General features: G+C 55.1%; 10 protein-coding genes. 6 read left to right on the top strand and 4 right to left on the bottom strand.

The features are described from left to right. Window positions 1-51 precede the first annotated feature (51 nt). Window positions 52-702 (top strand): hypothetical protein, encoded by a 651-nt coding sequence (locus tag AC58P5_RS26240; protein ID WP_497391881.1) that lies wholly within the window; start codon window positions 52-54, stop codon window positions 700-702. A 97-nt stretch (window positions 703-799) separates the two neighbouring features. Here AC58P5_RS26240 and AC58P5_RS26235 read toward each other — a convergent pair whose 3' ends face one another. Continuing rightward, window positions 800-1,774 carry a hypothetical protein gene (locus AC58P5_RS26235; RefSeq protein WP_497391879.1) on the bottom strand — a complete coding sequence of 325 codons (975 nt, stop codon included), beginning with the start codon at window positions 1,772-1,774 and terminating at the stop codon, window positions 800-802. 436 nt (window positions 1,775-2,210) lie between these two features. Between AC58P5_RS26235 and AC58P5_RS26230 the strand changes: the two genes are divergently transcribed. The 4 genes from AC58P5_RS26230 (at window position 2,211) to AC58P5_RS26215 (ending at window position 9,147) form a co-directional block, all read left to right on the top strand. Further along, the gene (locus AC58P5_RS26230) at window positions 2,211-2,618 is read left to right on the top strand and encodes a GNAT family N-acetyltransferase (RefSeq protein ID WP_497391877.1); all 408 of its coding nucleotides are present in this window, start codon (window positions 2,211-2,213) and stop codon (window positions 2,616-2,618) included. 239 nt (window positions 2,619-2,857) lie between these two features. Beyond that, window positions 2,858-5,458, top strand: coding sequence for a metallophosphoesterase (locus tag AC58P5_RS26225; protein ID WP_497391875.1), 2,601 nt, complete (start codon window positions 2,858-2,860; stop codon window positions 5,456-5,458). Between the two features lie 371 nt (window positions 5,459-5,829). Beyond that, window positions 5,830-7,743, top strand: coding sequence for a threonine--tRNA ligase (gene thrS / locus AC58P5_RS26220; RefSeq protein ID WP_497391873.1), 1,914 nt, complete (start codon window positions 5,830-5,832; stop codon window positions 7,741-7,743). Between the two features lie 123 nt (window positions 7,744-7,866). After that, window positions 7,867-9,147 (top strand): DUF1963 domain-containing protein, encoded by a 1,281-nt coding sequence (locus tag AC58P5_RS26215; protein ID WP_497391871.1) that lies wholly within the window; start codon window positions 7,867-7,869, stop codon window positions 9,145-9,147. A 215-nt stretch (window positions 9,148-9,362) separates the two neighbouring features. Here AC58P5_RS26215 and AC58P5_RS26210 read toward each other — a convergent pair whose 3' ends face one another. The 3 genes from AC58P5_RS26210 to AC58P5_RS26200 all read right to left on the bottom strand — a co-directional run bounded on the left by AC58P5_RS26210 (window position 9,363) and on the right by AC58P5_RS26200 (window position 12,999). Beyond that, window positions 9,363-9,791: a hypothetical protein gene (locus tag AC58P5_RS26210; RefSeq protein WP_497391869.1), complete on the bottom strand. Its 429-nt coding sequence runs from the start codon at window positions 9,789-9,791 to the stop codon at window positions 9,363-9,365. 247 nt (window positions 9,792-10,038) lie between these two features. Beyond that, complete coding sequence (locus AC58P5_RS26205) at window positions 10,039-10,380, bottom strand: hypothetical protein (RefSeq protein WP_497391867.1); 342 nt, start codon at window positions 10,378-10,380, stop codon at window positions 10,039-10,041. 9 nt (window positions 10,381-10,389) lie between these two features. Then, a complete protein-coding gene (locus tag AC58P5_RS26200) occupies window positions 10,390-12,999 on the bottom strand; it encodes a winged helix-turn-helix domain-containing protein (protein WP_497391865.1) in 2,610 nt (869 codons plus the stop codon). 191 nt (window positions 13,000-13,190) lie between these two features. On the opposite strand from AC58P5_RS26200, the gene AC58P5_RS26195 reads away from it, so the two are divergent. Then, window positions 13,191-13,793 (top strand): hypothetical protein, encoded by a 603-nt coding sequence (locus AC58P5_RS26195; protein ID WP_497391863.1) that lies wholly within the window; start codon window positions 13,191-13,193, stop codon window positions 13,791-13,793. Window positions 13,794-13,865: the final 72 nt, after the last annotated feature.

Raw genomic sequence — 13,865 nt, 5'->3', positions numbered from 1 at the left:
AAGGCTCCCGCGAGGAGCCGGAGAACATTTTGCCGCCAAGGGGGAGAACGAATGAAGAACTGGGAACGTCCGCTGCCGGAACCGGCTGAACTGAAAAGGCAGCTGCTGCATATGGCCGCTTTGGATGTGATTATGGGCGGGGAAGAATGGCTGAGGGTCTACCGGTACGTACCGGAATGGAAAGCAGGCGCCGCACTGGGAATCGTCGAGAACGGGGCAGGCGATGACGTGTACGTGGTTTTTGCGGCCGAGGGAGTCATCATCAAGGGATTTGACCACATGTCACCTCTCAGCCCGCATGCCCGGGACGAGTATGGAGTGTGGCCGGGCATGTATGAGACGACACCCGCCGGATTGGTGGCCTATCTGGACAACGATCTGTTCGAACGGGAGGACGTCACGTTCTGCGTCTGGCGGCAGGCCGGAGATTCGGTATGGAAAACCGGGGAGCTCCAAGAAGCCGAAGGGCTGGACGACGGGTCCGATTTTCTGCTCGGCTATCTGGAGAATACGCCGGAAGAACATGCGGAGTGGGCCCGGTCCTATTACGAGAAACCGGTCGATCTTGAAGCGGTACGCGGGTTATTCGCGGGTGCGACCGTTACGGAAGAGCTTATAGCGGCACTAAATCCGCAGCGGAGCGCGGAAGACGCCCTGGCGGAGCTGGAGAGTCTGGGGCTGCGGGCAAACCGGGGCCAATAGCGGACATGTAAAAGAGGACGGGGCTGTTCCAAACGATCAGCCTGCGTCCTTTTTGCGTGCAGAGAAAAGTATGTATTAGTTTCCTTCTTTCCGGAAATTAGAGTGGGTTAAACTGTCCCAGCCAGATATAAATACCCATCAAACCAAACACGACGATGCAGAAGTTAACGGCAACGAACAAGCAGCGCATGACGGGTGTACGGTGGAACTGGTATAACGTTTTGACGGCACCGCTCCCTTCGATAATGAACAAAATAAGAATCGTATGCATAATGGTGTGGCCCACGATTTCTTTGAACCCGAAAAAGGTGGTCGTCATGAGAAAAACGCCGGTCAGCAGAAGAGCGGTGAAGCGGTTCATGATCCCCATGATAAAAGCCCAGGCGAGCCCCATTTCGATAAACGCGCTGATCAGCACGAAATCTTCAACCGTGAAGCCGAGCGTAGGAAGCCCGTACTCGTGCATAAGCGAGCAGGCGAGCTTGGCCAGCGTCATTTTTTCCATGGAGAGCCAGGCGAGGGAGAGCCCCGTGCACAGGTAGAGAATGGGGGTAGCCGATTGCTTCCAGCGGCTCTCGGAAACGAGCAGGTAATAAATTACGCCGGCGTAGAAAAAATAATCAAGCCCGTGGAAAAGGCCGTACTTAACGAGGGCATACCCGTACAGGACAGCCAGGGCGGCCCCGCTCACGACGAGCAGCCTGCGGTGGAGCAGCCCTGCGATGGCCACAATCAGCACCGCGTATACCCAGATATGTTCCGATACGAAAGACGGCGCGAGAAACGTGCCCGTAAAAAGCTGCATCAGCAGGCCCAGGCCAACACCGACGCGCAGAATAAGCAAATGGTAGCGCTTTAATCCGTTCAAAAACTGATGAACCCGGCGCGCCAGATGGACCCGCTCCAGCGATTCACTGAAAAGGACGCAGACGAGAAGGGCGGCCAGCGTAACCCCGAGCCACAGCAGGAAAGCAGGCGTGATGACTTTCGCCATAGGCTGCGGGTTCCAGACGTGGTCCTCGGTAAACCATTTGACGTGGACGTACAAACCGCTCCATTTTGGAAGGTACATATTCTGTTTTCACCTCCTTGCTAAAGTAAAATTTGTCATTCATCCATTTTCATAGGTAATGGGGTGAGATACGGCTTTCAAACAATCGAAGCGCTTGCAAAAAAAGTCGATTTCAAAGCTTTATCTGGATAAAGTATTTTTACAAATTATAGTATCACATCCAATTAAAAAAGTAATCGACAATTTTTGTTCAGTTTTTGTCCTTATTTGTAGAAATTAGCTCCATTCGACACAGAACGCGGTATCAGAGCGCGATAGAGTCGTTTTTTCGCTAAAAATCGCTCTTGTTTTCGGAGAGCCGAAGAAAGGATTTCGCAAGCCGCGGCCTGGTAAAATCAGCTTCACAACCCCAAGCTTAGGGTAAAGAGGTTCTATAACGTGATTTCATCTGTTTGCGTATACAGCAACGATAACTCTTTTCAGGAGGTGCGATATAATGAGTGAATTGAACCGGAACTTGCCGGAAGAAAAGGATTCGACCCCTCGTGAAACGGGTGAAGAGGGATATGTGGATATTGTGGTTCAAAAGCAGGGAACCAGCTATATCTTGACGGGTATAGGCGGCACTGTCGGGGAAATGACATACCACATGGTCGACGTAGACACATGGATCGTCAACCATACGTTTATCGATCCCAAGTACCGGGGCCGCAACCTGGGTCGAATGCTGCTGGATTGTGTCGTAGCAGAAGCCCGCGAGAACGGCCGAAAAATTATTCCCGCCTGCTCGTACGTATTGGAGCAATTTAAGCAAAATCCGGACGAATTTGCGGATGTGTGGCTGAAGGAAGGCGAGACTCAATACTCGGATACGTACAGTTCCGACAGTATTTTGAAAGGCTGACAAGACCGGCAGCCGAGGCGTGGATGAGAAAAGCGCGAGTCCGTGAGGACCCGTGCTTTTTGCGCTGCCTGCAAAAACAGGCTCGCCGGAGTGCTTGTGTTTGTATACTCGCTTATCTTTGATAATTTACAAAAATTTGGAATCCGTGATAAGATAAATGAAGCAAAATTAAAGCGCTTTAATTTTGTGATTGCAAGGCACCGCTTTACCAATCTGATCACATGAGGAGAGGAAGCGAAATGCGGAAGGATCGAGTTTTTCCGGGCAAAAACATGAAGCGTTCCATCAGTCTGTTCGTCGTGTTCCTGCTGCTGGCGCTAGACTTGGCCGGAGCCGTTTCGGCAAACGGGACGGCGGGAGCGGGCAGCGGCGCACGGACGGAAGCGGCGGCGGTTAAAGAAACGCTGGCGCAGTGGATTTTCAAGGACAAAGGCAGTAACGGTGTTTTCCCCGCCACGGGCGGCGTGTTCCAATCGGCTTCTTCGATCCGCGACATAGGCACCGATACCGACCAGTACACATACGAATCCGGCGAGAATAGCATCCGCAACCAGGGCTGGCACGACGGCAGCGGCAAGAAATACTGGCTGGCGGCACTTTCCACCCAAGGGTACGAGAACATCACCCTGTCTTCGCAGCAGACTTCCTCAAGTACGGGCCCGCGTGACTTCAAAGTTCAATTCAGCACCGATCAGCAGACGTGGACGGACATTCCGAACGGGAAGCTGGTCCTCGCCCAAAATAATTTCAGCTGTCCGAACAATGCCTGCAAATTAACTAATCTTCCTCTGCCGCAGGGGGCCAATGATCAGGGTGTCCTGTATATCCGCTGGGTCGTAAACTCGACCACCAGTGTAAGCGGCGGCACGGTATCCAATTCCGGTTCCAGCCGGATTAAGGATGTGCTCGTAACCGGCGAACGCGGCAGCGGCGAACCGGGAGAAAATCCGACGACGGCTGTAAGCAGAACTCCTGCTCCGGGAGCGGCCGATGCGGCTGTGAACACCGAAATTAGCGTGACCTTCAACAAAGCCGTAGTGCAGGACAGCGCATATAAAGTGGCGGTCACGGACAGCGGCGGCGCTTCGCTTTCGGGCGTCTCGTCGGCGGTGAGCGGCAGCACCCTCAAAATCAGCCATCCCGATCTGGCGGCCGGAAAAACTTACAAGGTCACCGTTCCCAAGGGAATCGTAAAAGGTGCCCAAGATGGTGTGAACCCGTCCGCCGACATTACGTGGAGCTTCACTACAAGACTGCCGGAATCCGGCAACAAAGCGCCTTCGCTGCTGAACATGACGTTCAACGGCGATCCGAAAACGAGCATCTCGTTCGACTGGTATACGGCCGAGACGGTGAAGGGCACCGTTGTCCAGGTGGTCGAGGCTTCCAAAGCTCCGGGAGGCACGTTCCCGGCTGACTTGGCGCAGAGCTATACAGGCAGCGCCACCGTCATCGACACGTTAATGACCGCGAGCGACAGAAGCTCGAAGAAATACAAGAAATTCGCCAGCCATAAAGCGACCGCAAACGGGCTTAAACCGGGTACGAAGTACGTGTACAGGGTCGGCAACGGGGATGCGGACGGCTGGAGCGAGACCGGATCTTTTACAACGGACCGGGCCGACAACCAGGATTTTCACTTCCTGTATGTGACCGACACGCAGGGCTCCAGCAAATCCAACTTCGAGCTGTGGCAGGATACGTTCAAGAGAGCCATCGAAAAGACCGTAGATCCCAAATTCGTCCTGCTGACGGGGGATTTGACGGATGACGGCGATCTGGAGCAGCTGTGGCAGTGGTTCCTGGGCGTTCCGAAAAAGGAATTCGCCAACGTGCCGTTCGCCCCGATTATCGGCAATCATGAGGTGGAGGACTATCCCAACAACAATTTTTATAACCACTTCAATCTCCCAAAAGATGTCGGGACAGGCGCCCATGACGGATCGGTTTACGCGTTCGAATACGGGGATGCGCTCTTTATGCAGATCAATTCCCAGTACGAGGGAGATGTCTCCCCGTATAAAGCCGATCCCCAATTTACGAAGCAGTTGGAATGGATGAGGAATCAGGTGGCCAAGTCGGATAAGAAATGGAAATTCGTTTCCATGCATAAAGGCCCTTATTCCTCGGGAGACAACGCGTCGGCGGAAGATGATCGGGTGAAATTTTACCGCAAGTATCTCATTCCGGTATTCGACGAGCTGGGCGTGGACATGGTGTTCGAAGGGCATGACCATATGTACATGAGATCCTACCAGATGCTGAATAACGTTCCCATCAAAAACGTCATTATCGACGAGCAGGGCAACGTGGTGAATCCGAAAGGCACCGTGTACCTGATGGGCAACTCCGCCGCTTCGAAGTTCTACGATCGGAATCCGGATGCGGATACGTTCTTCGCCGCCAAAAACGAGCAGCCGAACAAGAAGATGTTCGTGGACGTGTCGATCACCGGCGACGTGCTCAAATTCACGTCCTATACGGCTGTAAAAGATAAACCCGTCGCTGTCTATGAGTCCTACAGCATCAAGCGGACAGACGGCAAACCCGGCAAGGTGGAAAATGCGGGCGCCGTCAAACAGTCGGGCAAGGCGGTTATTTCCTGGAAAGCTCCTGTAAATTCATCCGAGCCTGTCAGAGGCTACCGCATTTACGAAAAGAACGGCAGGGCGGGCACCAACTGGAGCGCTTACGTTCCGGCCGTCAGCGGGCAAACCGCATACAGCTATACGCTGAACAATATCGACTCCGCTCAAACCTATGAGTTTGTCGTTAAAGCCGTCGGGGGAAGAAATAATTCCGAACCGGTCGAAATCAGCACGGCAGGCGGCACGAGATGACCCCAAGCGGGGAAAATTAGAAATTCGCGGCTTGACTTTCTTCGGGGGCGAATCTATAATTTCTACCCATACAGGCATTGACCAAAGACACGATTCCCTTTACGGGCTGCCCAGAGAGAGAAGCGCCAGCTGAAAGCTTCTCCTGCCGACGGATGCGGAATTACCCCTTTGCAGCCGTGGCATCGAACCCGCAAAGATCCGAGCGGCAGTAGATGACACCGGATCATCTCCGTTACCGGATGCCAAATGAGGATTCTGCGCGCTTCACGGCAGATCAAATGAGGGTGGAACCACGAGCTGAACGCACTCGTCCCTTTGTGGATGAGCTGCGTTTTTTTGCGTTCAACAAAACACTCGTGGAGGGATAAGCGATGAACATTCAAGTGAAATTGCCAGACGGATCGGTCCGGGAGTACTCCAGAGGGACGACGATCGAAGAGGTGGCCCAGTCGATAAGCCCGGGACTCCGGAAAAACGCATTCGCCGGCAAACTAAACGGCAAACCGGTCGATCTGAACACGTCTGTCGATCAGGACAGCGCGGTTGAGATTATCACGCCGGATAGCGCCGACGGGCTGAACGTTTACCGGCACAGCACGGCGCACCTCATGGCACAGGCCATCAAGCGGATTTACGGCGGCAAAGCCGTGAAGCTGGGCATCGGCCCGGTTATCGAGGACGGTTTCTACTACGACCTGGATCTCGAAAAGCCATTGTCGACCGAAGATCTGGCCGCCATCGAGAAGGAGATGGAGAAGATCGTGGGCGAAAACCTGCCGATCGTCCGCCGGGTCGTAAGCCGGGAGGAGGCTCTCCACATTTTCGGCGAAATGGAGGATCCTTTAAAGCTGGAACTGATCCGCGACCTGCCGGAGGATGCGGAAATTTCCATTTATGAACAGGGAGAATTTCTCGACCTGTGCCGGGGACCGCACCTGCCCTCGACAGGGCGGATTAAGGCGTTCAAGCTGCTAAACGTGGCAGGCGCATACTGGCGCGGGGATTCCGCCAACAAGATGCTCCAGCGTATCTACGGCACGGCTTTCCCGAAGAAAGCGCAGCTTGACGAGCATCTGCATCTGCTGGAGGAAGCCAAGAAACGCGACCACCGCAAGCTGGGCAAGGAACTCGGCCTGTTCATGTTCTCCGAGGAAGCTCCCGGCATGCCGTTCTACCTGCCCAAAGGGATGACGATCCGCACGGAGCTGGAAAGCTTCGCCCGGGAACTGCAGCGGCAGCGGGAATATGACGAAGTGCGCACGCCGTTCATGATGAACAGGCGCCTCTGGGAGCAGTCGGGCCACTGGGACCATTACAAGGACAACATGTATTTTACCGATGTGGACGATACGAGTTTCGCGCTGAAGCCCATGAACTGTCCGGGCCATATGCTGATTTATAAAAACAGCCTGCATTCGTACCGGGAGCTTCCGATCCGCCTTGCCGAGTACGGGCAGGTGCACCGGCACGAGATGTCCGGGGCGCTCAACGGAATGATGCGGGTGCGCACGTTCTGCCAGGATGATGCGCATCTGTTCGTCCGCCCCGATCAGATCGAAGAAGAAATCGGCCGGGTGATCGAACTGATCGACCATATTTACGGCGTCTTCGGCTTCGAGTACAAAATCGAGCTGTCCACGCGCCCGGAAGACTCCATGGGCTCCCAGGAATTGTGGGATCAGGCGGAAGGCTCCCTGAAAAGCGTGCTCGATAACCGCGGCATCGAATACCGAGTGAACGAAGGCGACGGCGCGTTTTACGGGCCGAAAATCGATTTCCACATTCTCGATGCGCTCAAGCGCAGCTGGCAGTGCGGCACGATCCAGCTCGATTTTCAAATGCCGGAGAAATTCGATCTTACGTACATCGGCGAGGACAGCCTGAAACACCGGCCGGTCGTTATCCACCGCGCCGTGTATGGTTCAGTCGACCGCTTCATCGGGATCATCACCGAGCACTACAGCGGCGCTTTCCCGCTCTGGCTGGCGCCGGTGCAGGTGAAGCTTCTGCCGGTGTCCGACCATTACGCCGATTACGCCTTGCTTGTTAAGAAATCGCTGGACGAAGCGGGCATCCGTGCGGAAGCCGATCTGAGAAACGAGAAGTTGGGCTACAAAATTCGCGAAGCGCAGCTGGAAAAAGTGCCGTACATGTTCGTCCTCGGCGAAAACGAAAAAAATACGGGCACGGCAGCCGTCCGCAAGCGCGGAGAAGGGGACCTGGGCCCGCAGTCGATTGAGGATATTTGCGGGCGGATTCTCGAAGAAATCCGCAGTAAAGCTTAGGAGCTCGGAAGAAAGAATAGGAGCGCGTAAGGCAGACTTCCTGTTCTCGGGAAGGACTTCAAGCGAAAAATCCGGGTGGGCGTTCCATACGAACTCGCCGGACGGTGAAAGGGATGAAGGGCGATGACAGAACGTATTCCGTGCAAAAGCGCGGATTGCCGGGCGACGATTCTTCCCCGGACAGCCGAGAAGACAGGCGGTTACTGTATGCCCTGCGTACAGAACCGGCAGCGGCTGGAGCGGGAGGAGTTCATCCGCCGGAACCGCAGGGACGTGAATCTCTACGAGGGGATAACTGATCCCGTGGAGATTTTGAAAATCATGTTCGAGCCGAGGGTTCCGGACCCTCTCATCCGCTATACGGCATACGAGAAAACGGCCGAAGAGCTGTATGCCTCTTTGTCCGCGCCGGATGCCGAAAGGATGAAAGCTTACGCGGCTGCGCTGCTATCGGAAGATGAGCCGGATATCGCGGAAGACATTCTGTTATCGCTGGCATGTTTCACGGAAATACCGGTGAACGATTGCCTGCCTGCGCTTATCCGGAAGGAGCGTTACTACCCGGGAATTCTCTTCAGGGAGGCTCCGAGCGCTATCCGGGACTTTCTGTTGGACCAAGTGGAAAAAGATGCGGAAAACCGCAATTTCCTTCTGCTCGCGCTGGCCTGGATCGGTGATGAGGCGGTGGCGGCCCGCTTTAACCAATGGCGGGAGACACCGCCTGTCTGGGCCGGGGAGCTGTATGTGCCTCCCCATCAGTACTCGCTTGAGGCCGGGTGGATGCTGAACGAGGAAGGTTTGAGAAGCGACTTGTTTTACGAGGAGTGCCGGACTTTTGAAAAAGGGACGCCTTCCGGCGGCGAGCCTGTTTCTCTTCTCGGGGAAGGCGAAGAGAATTGCAGAGGCTGCGGGAGTAAAACGACCGTTTTGTTCGATCTGGACCTCGGGCATTCCTCGCTTCGCTTCCTGGACATGGAAGGCGAGAGGTTGAAGATCGCGACCTGCTTGAGCTGTACCTGCTATGGCTATCTTTTTACCGATATAGACGGTAAGGGAGGGAGTCGGTGGAGCCGGTACAATGCCGCCCCCGCCGTTTCCCCGGTGCCGGAAGAGGATGGGCCGCTGGAGGCCGGAGGGCAGCCCGCCCTGCGGTTCTCGGGCAAGGAGCGGGGACCCTATTATGCTGCCGTCTGGACCCATGAGCCGGCAGTGGCTTCCCAGGTGGGAGGCCATCCCACGTGGATCCAGGACGCGGAGTACCCGGATTGTCCCGGGTGCTCGGCGAAAATGACCTTCCTGGCCCAATTCTCCTGGGAGGATGCGGATGATTACGGCGAGGGGATTACCTATGCGTTCGTATGCAAGGAATGCCAAGTCGCCGCAACCCATTTCCAGCAGACGTAAGTCTCGTGATCAACCAGCTGCGGCAGGCTCGGTCTTGTCGGTTCGTTTTGCCGTTGATAATTTCGATCGCGTACCAGCGAGAACTATTAACCGAAAGTGCCGATGAGGCATGCGGCAGATCCAATCAAAAAAGGCGCACCCGTAAAATCGGGAGCGCCTTTTCTCTTTTTAACAGCGTAAGACAGCAGCTCTGGCAGCGGACCGGCCAAGACCGGTCAGGTTACGTTCGTGACGCTTCGGGTGATGACCTCAGCCAGCTCTGCCTTGTGAGCTTCATAAGCTTCCGGAGACAAGCTTCCACTGGCGAGACGGTCATCCAACTGCGCGGACAATTGGGCCGTTTGCAGGGTAATGACGTCCTGCACATCGCGCGAACGGCTGGCCGCCAGCTCCGCCAGAGACTGTCCGTTATATAAAGCGTCGTAAATCTCTTCGTCGGAAGCGACGCCCAGCGCCAGGTGCAGTTCGTCTTGTACGGGTACGGCCGCGGTTTGCGCTGCGGCAGCTTTCGCTTTCTCGAATGCGGCCGGGTTATCCGGGATCATAATGTGGACTTCCGCGGTGCCTTCTTCATTCCAGAACCCCGCACCGATCGTGATGGCAAAGGCAACCGTGCCTGCGATTAAAATATGTTTGGGTCTCATGTGTATTTCCTCTTTTCTGTAAACGAATAGGTGGGATCAAACGACCGGTAGTATCTATAAGCGTAAGTAGGCAAATAAGCGAATGGAGTAATTCGTATGTAAGTTGAAAGGACAGTCTTCTTAGTCTTATACGTAGCAGACATGTTTCCGTTGCGCGGCCGGAATTATTACCCGGCAGCTTCCCTTCTAAAACGGTCTCGGGCAAACGTTTGATCCGCTGTCCTGAATCCATTGTACAGGGCACTTCTTAAAACGGGATTAAATCAACCTGAATCTGCTCTGAAGTCTGAAGAGGAGACTGAAATAATAAAGAGCCGCATAGAGCCATGCGAAAGAGCAAATTCGGGAGCAGCTTGAAGTCGGACGGAAGAGCAAGAGCAAGAGCAAGAGCAAGAGCAAGAGCAAGAGCAAGAGCAAGAGCAAGAGCAAGAGCAAGAGCAAGAGCAAGAGCAAGAGCAAGAGCAAGAGCAAGAGCAAGAGCAAAAACCCCTCCAGGTAAATACCCGGAGGGGTTGCATGTTGCATGCGGCGAAACGGCTTTGGCGCACAGCGGGCCAGGAAAAGCTGAAACAAGTACCGCTTCAGCCAAGCCGGCAGGCTATTCCGCATCCAACAGCTTAAGCTCTTGGGCGGTTACGAGCGCTTGGGTGCGGGAGGAAACGCCCAGCTTCTCGTACAAGCGGGAGAGGTACACCTTGACCGTGCCCTCGGAAAGCGTCAACTGCTCCGCCATCTGCTTGTTGGAAGCGCCCCGGCGGATAAGGCGGAGCAGGCTGATCTCGCTGCGGCTCAGTTCTTCCACGAGCGCCGGGGCTGTAGGTTTCCGCTGGGGAGAGGCGGGCAGGAACAGGCTGAGCAGCTTCAATACGTAATCCTGCAGCCCGCTTCCCTGTCCGGCCGTTTCTCTGGTCAGCCGGTATTGTCTGGCGTAAGCCCGCAGCAGGGTTTCCATGGCTTTGCCTTCATCGAGGAAGCTCCGGATGTAGCCGTTTTGGGCTCCCAGTTCCAATGCTTCGTGAAGATGGCGCAGAGCCGCCGTACACTGACCCCGCTGATTTTCCAGAAGCGCCTGCAAAATGCTGATTTCGATGATGCCGGACAGAAGCTGCTCCCGCTCACACTGGGGTTTAAGCAGCTCCAGCAGACGCAGCGCCTCTTTCTCCTTGCGCTGGCTGCCGAGCGCGCGCGCCAGCGTGACGTATTCGAACTCCTGCCGGAAACCGGGCTTGTCCTTCCCGGACAAACCGAGCTGCGACAGTGCTTTTTTCACATCTGCGGAGCGGCCTTCTTTAAGATACAGGCGGATTCTGGCCGCCTGCAAAAGCTGCCGCCAGCGGCTGTCCTTAAGCCCGGCAGACGCCTCGAGAGCTTCGTCAACAGCGGCATGGGCCGGCTCGAAGCGCCCTTCCGCCGCATACAGCAGGGCCTGCGTCAGATGCATCGGAACATACAAGCCGGGCAGTTCCTTGGCTGCGGCGGAACGGGAGACGAGGATCGCCAATCTGCGGCTGTCCTCGAGCCGGTTCCATTCATAGTAGCCCTCGCTAAGCGACTGCATGACATACAAATAGATGTAGGAACCCTGCCATCCCCTGGCTTCCAGCAGACCGGTGAACAGGACTCCGATCCTTTCCGTATCGGGCGAGAGGACGCCTTTGAGGCCGAGCGGGGTCCGTCTGACCAGCGGTTCGGTCCGGTTATAGTTAAACGTATAAAAAGCCGGTTCTGCCGGTAAAATTTCATGCAGCAGAGTGCCGATATGAGTGAACCATTTATCGAAGATGCCTGTAATAAACATGAGATTCGAACGCACGAAGAGCAGCCCGCTCTGGAGTTCTTTCCGCTCCTCTTGCTCCATGGAAGAGTCCAGTGACGACTCTACACGGTCCAGCAGTTGTTCGGCCTGCTCCGCCTGACCCGTCATCAGCAGGACGAAAGCATGGTGCAAAGACAACGCGGGCGGTACGGCATACTCCGAAGGAAAGCTGCGGAACCAGCGCAGGAGGTTGCCCAGTTCTCCGCTTTCCAATACGGCCGGGATGTGGATCCTCAGGCAGTTTTCCAGCAGAGGATAATCTTCGCCGGCTATGGCGTATTCCACCGCTTCGTTCATAAAACCGCGCGAAATGCAGCCCGCACTTGCCAGCCGGTTCAGCCGCAGCCATTCCTTCGGATGCTTGCGTTTAAGCAGTTCCTGCAGAAACCCGGCAAACAGGTGATGGTACCGGAACCAGACATCGCGCTCGTCCAGGGGCACCAGGAAGAGATTTGATTTTTTAGCCCGTTCGAGCAGCACCCGGGAGTCAGCCCTTTCCGTGACCGCATCGCACAGATCGGCATCCATCTCTTGAAGAACGGACGTTTTCAGCACAAAGGAATAGAGATCCGGCGGCAGCTTCGAGGCAACTTCCTGGAATAAATAATCCGAGATAACCCGGTGGTCTCCGCGGAATTCCTCAAGGAAACGGGCCGCGTCCGTCCCGGATTGAAGAGACAACAGCGCAAGCTGCAGACCGGTTATCCAGCCCTCCGTGTGTGCGGCGAGGCGCCGGATCTGTTCATCCGTCAGAGGCTGATTGTGGACATCTCTGCAAAATGCCATAGTTTCGTCGGCCGTAAACTGGAGAGTGGCCGTATGCAGTTCGTTTTGCTCCTGCTTGGCGGTCCATTTTACAGTCGAAAAAGGCAGCTCGCTGCGGCTTGCGATCAGCACGTGAAGGGCGGGTGGCAGGTATTCGATAAAATAAGCCAAAGTGTCGTGAATCCGCGTATCTTCGATCAGGTGGTAGTCGTCGAGAACAAGCACTGTTTTTCCGGGAAGCTCATAAAGCTCGTTTAAAAGCGCATCCAGAAAAGTGGAGGAGGAAATATCCTGCAGCGATAATGTGAGCGCCGTAAGCCGTTGTCCGGCCGGGTCTCCGACCTTATCGGCCAGAGAGCGGATGAGCGTGCGCCAGAAGCGGATAAAATCATTATCTCTGGCGTCCAGGGACAGCCAGGCGCAGGTATGCCCGCTGCTGTGGGCCCATTGGGTAAGCAGCGTCGTTTTGCCGAATCCGGCGGGGGCGCACACCAGCGTAAGCCGCCCGTTTATTCCTCTGGACAAAGAGTCGGTCAGCCGCTCACGGGTAACCAGGTTCGTCTTTGGATGGGGTGTGGCTATTTTTGTTTTTAAAATGACGGGGGCATCGGGAGCCGTATCAGTCATAAGTCCTCCGGAAGCAGCAGAAAGCCGCGGTCGTTTCCATCTGTTTTGTATCATTATATAAAAAAACAAGCTCCAAGTTAACTTAAGTTAATGGATAATTTCATTAGCTCTTAGTAAACTTGCCGCGAGTTTTTGTGCCGGAATGGAGGCACTGGGCTCACCAAGCCATAGTGAAGGGAGAGCAAACTATTGTGCAGGCGAAGCCGGGCGGGCAATATAGCGGAGGACAGCCTTCCTCCTTCTCTAACGCTGTATGGGATGTACATGTGAACCTGCCGCAAAAAGCGGAAAACGCATCCGTAAGCATAGCCGGGGATATGATCAGGCTGCTTGAATTAAGGGAAGCGTTCATTGAAGTGGATACTTGGGCCGGAAGCTTTCGCATACCTGCCTGTCAAATCGGTATTGGCAGAGCCGCGGGACATTTCGATGCGGAAGTCCGGCTGTCGGAGATGACTGTTTCGTTTGAGATAGCCATGTGCGGAAGGGAACGGGAAAATTTGCTGACCGGAGAGGCGGGTTCAGGCCGATACCGGCTTCTTTCCGAGCCGGTCGATTTTGCCGTAACGGTTTCCTGTGCGGATAAGAAAATGAAGCTGGAGGACCTGACGGATATAGAGCTGGCTCTGCCGCTGCCGGACGGTCTGGAACTGGATAGGGCCATAAACGTGCTTTTGCTGGACAGAAAAGGTTCCGTCCGGCTGCTGCCCACACGTGGGATAAACCGGAGAGGCCGGATGATGGCCGTTGTAAACGGACCGGGCGACGGTATTTTCGCACTGGCGGGCAAATAAGGGGAACGTTAGCATTACGGCAAGCAGGGAATGCAAGCAATATAAGCAGAGCGAGCAGTGCAAGTAATGTAG

The sequence above is a fragment of the Paenibacillus sp. JT31N7 genome (genome assembly GCF_059692095.1).
Note: the sequence above shows the minus strand (reverse complement) of the source record. Positions and strands in the feature narration are given on the sequence as shown.